Raw genomic sequence first — 11,716 nt, forward strand, 5'->3', positions numbered from 1 at the left:
TTTTGGTGGAGATGAGGAGGATCGAACTCCTGGCCTCCGCATTGCGAACGCGGCGCTCTCCCAGCTGAGCTACATCCCCAGGCGTGAAAAGGCTGATATGTGGTCTGTTTCGCCTTGTCAACACCTGGAGACGGCTAAATGGGATATATGTTCAAGGTTTGTCCGGCCGGGACTGGTGCCTTGTCTTGATAGACTTCCCAATAGGTTTGACGGGCAAGGCCAAGGATGTGGTGCATTTCGTGATCGGTCTGGGCACGGAATGTCGCGCACGGGGTGTTGGTTTCGTCCACGAGGATCAGTCGGTCGGTGCGGTTCAGGATGCCGGCCGTGCCCACGGAGCAGATGGTCGCGATTTCACCACTTTCGGCCTTGGCCCGAAATTCGCCGTAGCTCATGTCCCGTTCGTCCACGGTCAGGCCCTGGTCTTCCAGGATGGCCCGGATGCCCTGGATGGTCACCGAGGGCAGAATGAGCGGACCATCGGGAATTTTGATGACCGTGCCGTCGGCCAGACCGATCAGGCAGCAGGACGAATCCCATTCCGTGATTTTGCGGTCCCAGAGGGGCAGATCCAGACGGTCGTCCAGAAACAGGGCCGAGCTGGCCTCGGGCAGGATGGCCTTGGCCGCGTCCACGGCCTTGACGCTCAGGAGATAGTTGGCGCCCAGTTTCAGGCAGCCCGTGCCGTTGGCGGCCACGGCCCGGACCAGTCGGGGCACGACCACGCCGCTGAAGGGCTCGCCCATGTAACGGTCGTAGCTGCAGGTGACCATGCGGATTGACGGGTTGTCGGGAAAGGTCACGCCGATGGACTGGGATTCGTCCACGGTGAAGGGTCGCAGATAGCCCTGGCCGGCGGTTTGGGCCATGTCCCACACGAACCCGGCCATGCTCGGGTCACGGAAAAAACGCAGGATCAATGCTTCCAACTCGGCCTCGGTCGGCACCAAGTCCTGCTGGGAGGCGCCCAGGTTGAAGGAGATGGAGCGCCTAAAGCGTTGCAGATTTCCGCGCAGATTCAAGAATTGGATCTGCAATCCGCCATCCTCGGACGGGGCGATGAAATAGCGGATGCCCTCGAAGGCGAGGCACAGGCCGTAATGCACGGAGCGCGACACGGCCGGAATTTTATCGGCCATGGGCACCATGGTCGGGGTTTTATCCCGAAGCAGGTAGCGGGCCTGATGCGCGGCCCATTTGGTTCCTTCAAAGCCAGCCATGTTTCCTCCAGGTTCAATCGGGTTGTTCGGTGGGCTGTTGGCCCGCTCCAAGGGGTGGGCAAATATACCAACTTTGACTGCGGGCGTCGACCTTGGCCGCTGGCACATCCGACGCCATGTCCCGGATGGCGCGCAGGGCCGCGTGCTTGTCCGCGCCCAGGATCACGAACAGGATCCGGCGGGCCGCGTCGAGCACTGCCGGGGTCAGGGTTAGGCGCGGCAGTCGCGGGGGCATGCTTGGGGCGGACACCGGAGCCACCACGAGATGCCGGCCGCCAGGGAGTTCGGCGCCGGGAAAGAGCGAGGCCGTGTGTCCGTCGGCGCCCATGCCCAGGACGATCAGATCAAAGACCGGCACGCCGTTTTGACCAAAGGACCGCGCCAAGTCGCGCGTGTAGGTCAGGGCGGCGTCTTCCGGTGGCAGCTCGCCCGGCATGCGATGGATGTTGCGGCTCGGGATGGGCACCCGGTCAAGGAGGTGGTGGCTGGCGGATGCAAAGTTGGAATCGGCGTGATTCGGGGGGACCAATCGTTCGTCGGCGAAAAATACCTGCGTTCTGGACCACAATTCGGACGGAAAGATGGCTGGTTCGGTTAAATGGCGAAACATGCCCAGGGGGCTTGAGCCGCCGGACAAGGCCAGACGGAAGACCGGCGCCTGGTCCAGAATTCGTCGGGCTATGCGGCCGACATGGGCGGCCGAGGCCCGGCCCAGCAGGTCGGGGTCCGTGAATTCGAGCCAAAGGCGGGTCATGGCCGAATCCGGGGGGCGGGTCTGGGTCCGGGGCCGCCCGCGGGATATGCATGGAGGGGCGGCCGGGGTCCGGGATGGTCGCGGCGATCCAGTATGGGGGTCAGAAATCCCCAGCATAGTTCCACCGCGTCCTGGCGCCAGAACAGGGTCTGGTCCCCGACAATGCAATCCAGCAGAACCTTGGCGTAGTCGTCGATCCGGCCCAGGACGGATTCCGCTCCATAGGAAAATTCCAGGGAGCGGGAGCTCGGGCAGGGCGTGGAACCCAGGCCCTTGGTCTGGACCTCCAGACGGACCACCTCGTCCGGATGGATTCCCAGGACAAGGCGGTTGGGCGGAATGGCCGCGCCGCTTGGGAACATGGATACAGGTACTTCCCTGAATTGAATCACTATTTCCGTGCGTTTGGCGGCCAGACGCTTGCCGGAGCAAAGGTGAAAGGGCACTCCCTGCCAGCGCCAGTTGTCCAGGAAGATTTTCATCCTGGCGAAAGTCGGCGTGGTCGAGGTCGGATTGATGCCCGGTTCCTGGAGATAGCCAGGCACCGCGTGCCCGTCGATGGTGCCCGGTCCGTACTGGCCAAGGATCAGGATGTCGTCCAGATGGTCCGGGTCCAGGGGACGCAGGGCGCGGAAAACCTTGGAGCGTTCGTCGCGGATCAGCTCGGCCTCGAAGCGGGACGGCGGTTCCATGGCGCACAGGGCCAAGAGCATCATCATGTGGTTTTGGAACATGTCCCGGAGAACCCCGGCCTGGTCGTAGAATCCGGAGCGATGGCCGATGCCCAGGGATTCAGCCGCGGTGATCCGGACATGGTCGATGTGGCGGCGGTTCCACAGCGGCTCGAACAGGGCATTGGCAAAACGCAGCATGAGCAGATTTTGCACGGTTTCCTTGGCCATGTAATGGTCGATGCGGAAAATTTGGTCCTCGCGGAAATACAGGTGCAGGGCCTGGTCCAGCTCCTGGGCCGAGGACAGGTCCCGGCCAAAGGGTTTTTCGACCACGATGCGCGCCGAGGCCCCTGCCGGTTCGTGCCCCAGGCCGGCCTCGCCCAGGCGCGTGACCAGGGGGATATAGGCCGATGGTGGCACGGCTAGGTAAAAGAGGCGGTTGATGGCCGCCGTGCCGTCGACGGAGTCAAGGGCCCGGGCCAGCGCCCTGGCGGACTCCGGGATGTCTGGGTCCATGCGCAGATAGCTGGTTTTGGCCAGAAGGCTGGCCAGACAGGATTCGGGAATGACGCCCGTCAATTTTTGGCCAAGCTGGGCGTGGTAGTGGCCCTGGGTCATGTCGGCGCGGCCCACGGCGATGATCCGGGTGTCGTCGCGCAGCAGCTGGTTGCGGCACAGGGCGGCCAGGGCCGGAAAGATTTTGCGGGTGGCCAGGTCCCCGGTGGCGCCGAAAATGGCCAGGGTGACCGGATCGGCCGGAGGAACCAGAGGGCAGGCGGGGGCATCGGGGCTCATGGCGAAATCCTTGCATTGGATGGAAGTGAACCGGAAAACCGTGGTTTCCTAGACTTGGTTTTATGTGCTACGAAGGTATCAGGACAGGTCCAAAAGGCAAGGCCTGGACCGCAAGGATGGAATCGTGATCGTGGTGTTTGCGTGTGCTTCGTGTATCGGATGTTTCAAACTCCAGGGAGGACGCCATGAATGACCGTGCTGGTTTTGGTTCCGTCAGATTGCATCGTGCTCTCGATGAACAAATGCTTCATGCCATCGACGTTCAGGACGTGGCCCTGACCCCCGTTGGAGCCCACATGGCCCGGCAGGCTGCCAAGGCCCTCATGGAAACGTGTTTGCCCAGTCTGGACATGGACGGCCTGTCTCCGCGCAACACCTTGGCCCTGTTCCTGGATCGGCTTTACTGGGAAGAAGGCTCCGGCCGCCTTCTGATGTGCGCCGATTTACCGGGGGTGCGCTATTGTCTGCCCATTCCCGCCCGGCACTGGCGCGTGCTGAACCTCGATCAGACCACCCAGTGACGCGGGGGAGCCTGATTTGGCCGCGACAATTCCGGCCCGTCGGGAGACTTGAAATGCGTAAACGTCTCGTGGTGATGCTTGTGGCCCTGTTTTGGCTTGTTCCGGCCTGTCTGTTCCAGGACACGACAGGCGATCGTCCGTTGCGCGTCGGCTGGTACCGGTGGCCGGGGTGGTACCCCATGGCCATTGCCCAGGACCAGGACCTGTTCAGGCGTGCCGGCGTCGATGTCGTGCCCGTGTTGTACGACGACTACACGCATATGCTGCTGGATTTATTCTCGGGACGCCTGGACGGGTGCTGCAGCGGGCTGTTCGAGCTGCTACGCTCGGGTATCGTGGATCTGAAGGTGGTTCTGGTCACGGACAGTTCCGAGGGCGCCGAGGGCCTGGTGGCCGTCCCGGATATCCGCGATCCGCGCGATTTGGCGGGCAAGCGTGTCGGGATTCAACGGAGCGGGGGCGGCGGCGAGCTGCTCATCGCGGCCATGTTGGAGCGGCATGGCCTGTCGGCTCGGGATTTGATTTTGGTGGACCTGGATTTTGAACTTGTCGCCAAGGAAATGCCGCACAACATCCAGGCGGGCTATACGTGGGAGCCGTATTTGAGCGAAGCCCGCGCCAAGGGCGCCCGTATGCTGTTTTCCACGGCCGACATTCCAGGGCTGATCGTCGATGTCGTGGTTTTCAACGACTGGTGCGCGCGGGACCGTGGGGCCGACGTGCGCGCCTTCGTGGCCGCCTGGTTCGAGGCCCAGGCCCTGTGGATGGCCGAGCCGGAAAAGGCCTCGGCCGCCATTGCCCGGGTCGCGGGCGTGGCTGCTCCCCAAAACGGCGCGGGATTTCGGGTTTTTGACCTGGAGGCCAATATCGGCGCTTTTCGGGATGGCGATGGCAATTCATCCCTTGCCAACGTCGGGAGCGGACAGGTCGAGTTTTTGGTGGAGCAGGGCTATCTTTCCCAGCGGCCCGATTTGGGAAAGCTCCTGGACGGTTCGTTCTTGCCGGCGCGGCAGGTGGGGCCATGAGGCCCCAATCCGATTTTCAGCGGATTCTTTTTGGCGCGCTGGTGGGCGTGGCCCTGGGTTTGGTCCTGGTCATCCCGGTGCTGCGGGTGTTCTGGATCGGAATACCGGATTGGATTTTTCCGAGCCTGTGTCTGCTGTGTTTCGGGTGCCTGGGCGCGAGCCTGTTCTTGGTGGCCCGGGCGTTTCGATTTTTGGATTTGCGTGAAAAATTCCTCGCCCTGTGCTTGCCCCTATCCTTGTTGCCCCTGCTGTTTCTGGGCATGTTGACCAATCAGATCATGCTCAACGGCCTGCATGGGAAGATTCATGAGAACCTGCTTGGAATGGCCAGCCGCAACGCCGCCGCCGTGGATACCCTGATCGGCACGATTCTCGCGACGGTTCGCGGCGAGGCCCTGCAACCGCGACTGGCGGTGTATCTGGAACTGCCGCTGTCGCGACGGAGCCTGGAATGGGAACTGGAAGTCCGCGCCATTCTCGACACCTGCCGTCGCCGCGATCCCGTGCATATCACCTCCTATGCCTTGCTCGACACTTCCGGCCTGGTCGTCGTGGACACCGCCGCCCGTGACGCCGCCCCGGATAAAAGCTCGCGGTCCTATTTTATCCAGACCATGGCCACGGGCCTGCCCACCGTGTCGCCGGTGCTTGTCTCCCTGGCCTCGGGCCGTCCTTCGCTGTATTTTTGCAGTCCGATCCGGGGGGCTTCCGGCATCGTGATCGGTATCCTGCGGGCCCGTTACGACGCCAGCATCATCCAGGCTCGTTTGTTGCGCGATCCCGGCGTGCGCGGGGCAACGGCCGGCTTGGTACTGCTCGACGAGCACGGCTTGCGCATGGCCGACAGTCTGCGGCCGGAGGAGCTTTTCGCGCCGTTGCTGCCCATGATCCACGCGGAGCGCGCGGCGTTGCAAATGGCCCTGCGACTGAGCCCGGAAACCAATGTCCGGGATCTGAGCGCCATGGAGCCGGCGCGGGCCTATCTGGACCGGCTGCGGGAGTCCCCGTTTGACATGCTGCGGCTGTATCCCGACGATTCCCGGTTCATGCATTGCGCCGCTGTGCCCCTGTCCACCATGCCCTGGCGGCTGATTTTCGCCTCGCCGGTCGGGGACTCCATGATGCCGGTGCGGATGCAGGCCCTGGTCGTCGTGGGCTTGTTTCTGGGGTGGGCCGTGTTGGTTTTCCTGGGTTCCGTGGGCGCGGCCATTCTCGTGGCCGGGCCGCTGCGCCGTCTGGTCGGGATGGTCGAGACCCTGGGCCAGGGGCGTCTTGATTGGCGGGCCCCGGTCGAGGCCCGGGATGAAGTCGGGCGTCTGGCCCTGGCCCTGAACGACATGGCCGCGCGCTTGGAAGAGAGCCAGCGTTCCCTCGTGGCCCACGCGACCCGCCTACGCGGGCTTTTGGACACCTTGCCCGATACCGTTTTGCTTCTGGCCCCGGACGGGAGCGTGGAAGAATGCAACCGGCGCCTGCCGGGCATGTTCGGCCATGGCCTCGATCAGTGCCGGGAGCTGCGTCTGGCCGATCTTTGCGCCCCGGATACAGGTGGAGATGAAATCGGCGCCAAATTGCGCGCGGCCGCCCGGATAGGATCGCTGTCCTTTGAATGGACGTGTCGGCGCAAGGATGGCGGTGATTTTCCGGCCCGCATCCGTCTGCGGATCGTGCCGCCGAGCGAGAACGGCCAGCTTTTGGCGGTGATCACGGATCGTTCCGATGGTCGGCGGGCCGAATTGGAGGCCGTCCGCCTGCGTCATCTGCTGCGCGAAATCGTGGATGCCATGCCTTCGGTGCTTATCGGCGTCGATGTCTCGGGCCGGGTGACTCATTGGAATCGTGTCGCCGAGGAGTCCAGCGGAGTGCCCGAAGGTCAGGCCCGGGGGCGCCTTTTGGGCGAGATCTGGCCGGACCGGTCGTCGTTGATCGCCCTGGTGCGCGACGCCCTGGATTCCGGCGAGCAGGTCGTCCGGCCCAGGACGCGACGGGAGCTCCACGGTCGGAGCGTGTTCGAGGATATTTTGGTGTACCCCTTGCGTTTCGCGGATATTCCGGGCGCTGTCGTGCGCATCGACGACGTGACCGACCGAACGCGCTTCGAGGACATGCTGCTGCAATCCGAAAAGATGTTGTCCCTGGGTGGACTGGCGGCCGGCATGGCTCACGAAATCAACAATCCCCTGGCGGCCATCCTCGTTTCGACACACACCTTGCGCCAGCGTCTGTTCGCGGATCTGCCCCGGAATCACGAAGCCGCCCGGCAGGCGGGCATCGCCTTCGAGCTTGTCGCCCTCTACGGCCGGGAGCGTAACCTGCCGCGAGTGCTGGACGCGCTGCAAGAGGCGGGCGAGCGCGCCGCCGCCATAGCGCGGGGCATGCTCGGTTTCAGCCGGGTCCAGCCCGGCCCGCATCAGCCCTGCGACATGGCCGAGCTGATCGACGCGACCCTGGTCCTGGCCCGCACGAGCTTTGACCTGTGCAAGAATTACGATTTCCAAAAGATCGCGCTGACCGTCGATATCGAACCCAACCTGCCCCTTGTGGTCTGCGAGCATCAGAAAATCCAGCAAGTGCTTCTGAATTTGATCGGCAACGCGGCCGACGCCGCGACCGCCGCGCATTCCGGACCAAACAGTGCGCCCCGGGTGGAGATCCGGGCTCGCCGGGATGGAGACTGGCTGGTGGTCAGCGTGTGGGACAATGGGCCGGGCATCGCCGAGGAGGTGCGTGGCCGGGTTTTTGATCCGTTTTTCACCACCAAGCCCGTGGGGCAGGGCACGGGGCTGGGCTTGTCCGTGTCGTATTTCATCGTGGTCGAGGAACATGGTGGCGCCATGCGCGTGGAAACGAAGGTCGGGGAGTGGACGCGGTTCGTGATGGCCCTGCCCCTGACCGATGGCGCGTCGTGTGTCCTGCCGCCAGGGTCGGAGACGGAGGGCTCAGCGGAAAAACAGGGCGATGCCGACCAGGGCGAGGAGTGAGCCGATCAGGCTGCGTCGGGAGATTTTTTGGCCCAGGATTCGGGCCACGCCCAGGGCAAAGAGCGGGCTGACCGAGAGAAGGGTTTGGGCAATGGCCGCGCTGGTCAGTTTGAGGGCCGCCTGCTGCAGCCAGATGCCCAGGAAGGTGCCCATGAACACGGCCAGAACAAAGAGCTTGCGTCCATGCCGGGCCGTGCCGATGGCTGTCCAGGGCTCCCGGCGTAGAATCAGGCCCGGCCGGATAACGGGCAGGACGGTCCACAGAATCAGGCTGGCCGAGGCCAGTCGAATCAGGGCCGCCCACAGCGGGGTCACGGACGTGGTGCTCATGACCTGCCGGGACATGACCATGCCCGCGGCCTGGCACAGGGCGGCCAGGGTGGCGAAGCCCAGTCCCGGCATGGAAAAGTCGCCGTGCACCGGATGCTCCGTGACCACCCACAGAATGCCGCCCATGGTCAGGAAAATGCCGACCCAGGCCATGAGCCCGATGGCTTCGCCGAGGAAGATCAGGGCCAGGATGCCGGTCAGGGGGGGAGCCAGGGATTCGACAAGCAGGGTCTGATTGGGCCCGATGCGTTTGATGGCCGCGAAATAGGCGCTGTCGCCAATGGATATGCCCACCACGCCGCTTGCCGCCAGCCACAGCCAATCCCGCCTGTCCAGGGTCGGAGCGGCCTCGCCCAGAACCAGAATGGTCGCGGACAGCATGGCCACGGCCAGGGAACCCTTGACCAGATTCAGGAGCATGGCCGGGGCCCGGTTTCCGGTTCGGGCGTAGAGGAAGGTGCTCATGGACCAGATCAGGGCCGCCAGCAGGGCCGCGCATTCACCGGCAAAGGGCAGGGCGTGGAGTGTCATGGGGCGGGGATTTACGCCTCGATGTCGCGCGGAGCAAGATCGGCTCCGCGCTTCGCGTTTGGCGCCGGGGAATCACCCATGACGGTTCGGGGATGGGTTGCGTCGGTGAACACGCGGCGCGGAGCCCGGACCGGAGAGCCCGGTCCGGGAGATTATTGCCGCACTTCCAGGGCCACCTCGGCCGCGCTGGACAGCGATGCCGGCCCGACCTGCCCAAGAGCGACCCGGCCGGGGTCGATCTTGAGCTCCCGGACAAGATAGTCGTGGACAAATTCGGCCCGGCTGGCGGCCAGACGGATCAGATCCTTGTCGGTAACGTGGATCAATTCGCGTAACTTGGCTTCTTGCACCTCGCGCGGCACTTCCCTGTGCAGACCAAAAGCGTTTTTTTCCTTTTCAACGGGCTCGTTCTTGTAGGCCTGCCAGAGCAGATCGGCGTATTCCCCTTCCGTGATTTCAAGATTTTCCACCGTGGTTTTGCGCCGTTCGCCGCGAGACAGATCGTCGAACTTGACCACCTGCAACTTGCGGCGAAACTGCATGTCTTCCAAACCCTCGCGGTCGGCGGCCATGGCGGCGCGGCCATTGAGCACGATGGCCAGCCCTGGGCGCTTGGCCATGATCCCGGCCAGGGTGTGCATCGACTGCAGGGTTTCCGGAGCGGGCACGGCCAGGCCGGGCGGGAAGGGCAGCCTGCTTATGTCCTGATTGCCGCCATCGGGGACCAGACTGGCCAGAATGGAAAACGGCGAGGCAATGGTTTTGATGATGAGCCCCAGGAAGGCCTGCATGACAATGCCGCCGATACTGAATTTGGGGTCGGTCAGGTCGCCCTTGATGGGCAGGTTGATGGAAATGTCGCCGGCCATGTCCCGGAGCAGCGACAGACCGAGCTTGACTGGGACATCGGCGGCTTCCGGGGAGGGAATCTTGTTGCCCAGTTCCAGCTGGCGGGCCTTGATGGCGTTGCCCATGGCCAGGTTGTTGGCCTGGGTGCCGATGTCCAGGTCCCAGTCGAGCTGGCCCCGGATAATCGGATAGGCGATGAATTTGGCGGAATACGGGGACAGGGGCGTCAGATTCAGGTTGCGGACGCTGATGGTGCTGTTGGCCTCCAAGGGGGTCCGCAAGGGCGAAATCCAGCCGCTGACCGTGACCGGAGCCGAGCCGTCGACCATGGCCGAGAGTTTCAGCTCCGAACGTTTTTTCGGGTCCAGGGAAAATCCGGACACGGTGAGATCCAGGGGCGCGATAACGCTTTCGAATTGGGGGGACACGGTTTTGTCGGCAAAGGAAAAACGGCCCTTTTTGAGGGTGATGGTGCTGATGTCCAGGCTTGGGCCTCGTTTGCCGTCCCGAACCGGGGCGGGTCGCGACGTGGACGATGTCACCGTGGCGGGCCGGGCCGGTTCGGGGGCGATTCGGTCAAGGGTGGTTTTGCCCTGTCTGTCGATCATGAAGACAGCCTTGGGTTCGATCAGGTCCACCCGTCCGACGCGGATCGCCAGCGGGGAAAGACGCACCGATATGTCCCGCAGATCGAGGGTGCGCCAGGCGGCGATTTCGGTTTTTCCCCGGCCCTCGGTCACGCGCAGCCCGTCCAGCCTGATGCCGCCCGTGATCCGTCCCGCGCCCTTGGGTTCCAGGGTCCAGGCGAGGTCGCCATCGAGACGCCCGGAGGGGATGCCGATATTGACGGCATGGGCGGCGTAGGCCGCGGCCGGAGCGAGGGGCAGTTTGGAAATTTTGACGGTGCCCTTGCCGGTCACGGAGCCCGGAGTCAGGTCGCCGTCAATGGCGATGGAGCCTTCGTTTTGGACCCGGCAGGAAAAGTCCAGGGGAACGGGTTTGCCAAGATCCGTGGAAAGTTTGCTGGATTTCAGGGAAATTTGATCCACGTCCAGCCGCACGGGTCTGGGCGCGGATTCATCCGTGACGCTCACGGCGCTGTCGGACAGGGCAAGCCGTCCCAGGCTCGCCGTCCATTCCGGGCCCTTGGAACCGCCCGTGGGGGGCTTGGCCGTGCCGCCCCGCGTGGACGCGAACAGATTGGCCAGATCCAGGCTGCCGTCCTGGCGCAGAACCAGACCAAGAGCCAAGGACAGGTCGAGGCTGTCGACGGATACCTGGCGCGCGCCCGTGTCCACGGCAAGTTGGGACAATTTGAGCGTGTTCACGACCAGGGGCTGGGGATTGCCGGTGGCGGCGGTGGTCAGCGACAGGTTGGCGCAGGAGGCACCGGCGGAATGCACGGTCCAGGCCGGGGCGGTTCCAGGAGGCGATGCCTTGCCGTTCGCGGTGGGCGCGACGTTGGTCGATTGCCTGGAGGTTTGTTTGGGGGCCGGGGCGTCCAGGGCGTCCATGATCCGGGCCCGTCCGTCCGCGTCCACGGACGTGGTCAGATCAAGGGCATCGATCAGGAGTTCGCCGGTTTTCACGGCGCGGCGGTCCAGGTCCACGGCGATGTTGTCCAGGGCGATGCGTCGAGCCTTCACGCTGCCCGCGTTGTCTTGGGCCGCGAGCGCCGCGTCGCGTATCGTCACCTTGCCCTTGTCCACCCGGAAGGCGGTCCCGCCGGACGCCAGGGACAGGGTCGCCCCGGCATCGATGACGGCGGAAGTCAGGCGCAGGGGCAGGGCGTCTTGGAAATATGGCGTGTAGTCCCGGGCCTTGAGTCCCTGGGCGGTGATGGAACCGGCCAGGGAGAACGGCGTCAGGGAAAAGGAGGCGGTGGCGTCGATTTTTTCCCCTTGCTCCGTTTCAAGATGCGCGTTGGCCTTGGTCGTGGCGTTGACCGCCGTGCTCAGGTCCGTGACCGTGATGTCGACTTGGCGCACTTCCTTCGCGAAGGGCGTGGGCAGGGTTTCGTCGCGGAAGGCGACGCG

General features: G+C 64.2%; 8 protein-coding genes and 1 tRNA gene. 3 read left to right on the forward strand and 6 right to left on the reverse strand.

All coding sequences use genetic code 11. The features are described 5' to 3' along the window. Nucleotides 1-3: 3 nt before the first annotated feature. The 4 genes from EOL86_08165 to zwf form a co-directional block, all read right to left on the reverse strand. A tRNA-Ala gene (locus tag EOL86_08165) sits at nucleotides 4-79 on the reverse strand. A gap of 55 nt (nucleotides 80-134) precedes the next feature. Continuing rightward, on the reverse strand, nucleotides 135-1,220 hold the full coding sequence (locus EOL86_08170; GenBank protein ID NCD25550.1) for a hypothetical protein: 1,086 nt from the start codon (nucleotides 1,218-1,220) through the stop codon (nucleotides 135-137). Between the two features lie 13 nt (nucleotides 1,221-1,233). Further along, entirely contained in the window at nucleotides 1,234-2,091 is an 858-nt protein-coding gene (gene pgl, locus EOL86_08175; protein NCD25551.1) for a 6-phosphogluconolactonase, read from the reverse strand. Continuing rightward, the gene (gene zwf / locus EOL86_08180) at nucleotides 1,971-3,443 is read right to left on the reverse strand and encodes a glucose-6-phosphate dehydrogenase (GenBank protein NCD25552.1); all 1,473 of its coding nucleotides are present in this window, start codon (nucleotides 3,441-3,443) and stop codon (nucleotides 1,971-1,973) included. Before zwf ends, pgl begins: the two co-directional genes overlap by 121 nt. Before the next feature lie 185 nt (nucleotides 3,444-3,628). Here zwf and EOL86_08185 point away from each other — a divergent pair, with 185 nt between their 5' ends. The 3 genes from EOL86_08185 to EOL86_08195 are packed head-to-tail and all read left to right on the forward strand — an operon-like array spanning nucleotide 3,629 to nucleotide 7,970. Further along, entirely contained in the window at nucleotides 3,629-3,964 is a 336-nt protein-coding gene (locus EOL86_08185; GenBank protein ID NCD25553.1) for a hypothetical protein, read from the forward strand. Nucleotides 3,965-4,017: 53 nt separating this feature from the next. Further along, complete coding sequence (locus EOL86_08190; protein ID NCD25554.1) at nucleotides 4,018-4,989, forward strand: hypothetical protein; 972 nt, start codon at nucleotides 4,018-4,020, stop codon at nucleotides 4,987-4,989. Then, entirely contained in the window at nucleotides 4,986-7,970 is a 2,985-nt protein-coding gene (locus EOL86_08195; protein ID NCD25555.1) for a PAS domain S-box protein, read from the forward strand. The genes EOL86_08190 and EOL86_08195 overlap by 4 nt, the downstream gene beginning before the upstream one ends. Here EOL86_08195 and EOL86_08200 read toward each other — a convergent pair. Together EOL86_08200 and EOL86_08205 are read right to left on the reverse strand one after the other, a co-directional pair. Continuing rightward, the gene (locus EOL86_08200) at nucleotides 7,929-8,831 is read right to left on the reverse strand and encodes a DMT family transporter (GenBank protein NCD25556.1); all 903 of its coding nucleotides are present in this window, start codon (nucleotides 8,829-8,831) and stop codon (nucleotides 7,929-7,931) included. The two genes, EOL86_08195 and EOL86_08200, sit on opposite strands and share 42 nt — an antisense overlap. A gap of 152 nt (nucleotides 8,832-8,983) precedes the next feature. Beyond that, a partial coding sequence (locus EOL86_08205) for a DUF748 domain-containing protein (GenBank protein NCD25557.1) occupies nucleotides 8,984-11,716 on the reverse strand: 2,733 nt, incomplete at its 5' end.

The sequence above is a fragment of the Deltaproteobacteria bacterium genome, assembly GCA_009930495.1.
Classification (GTDB): domain Bacteria; phylum Desulfobacterota; class Desulfovibrionia; order Desulfovibrionales; family Desulfomicrobiaceae; genus Desulfomicrobium.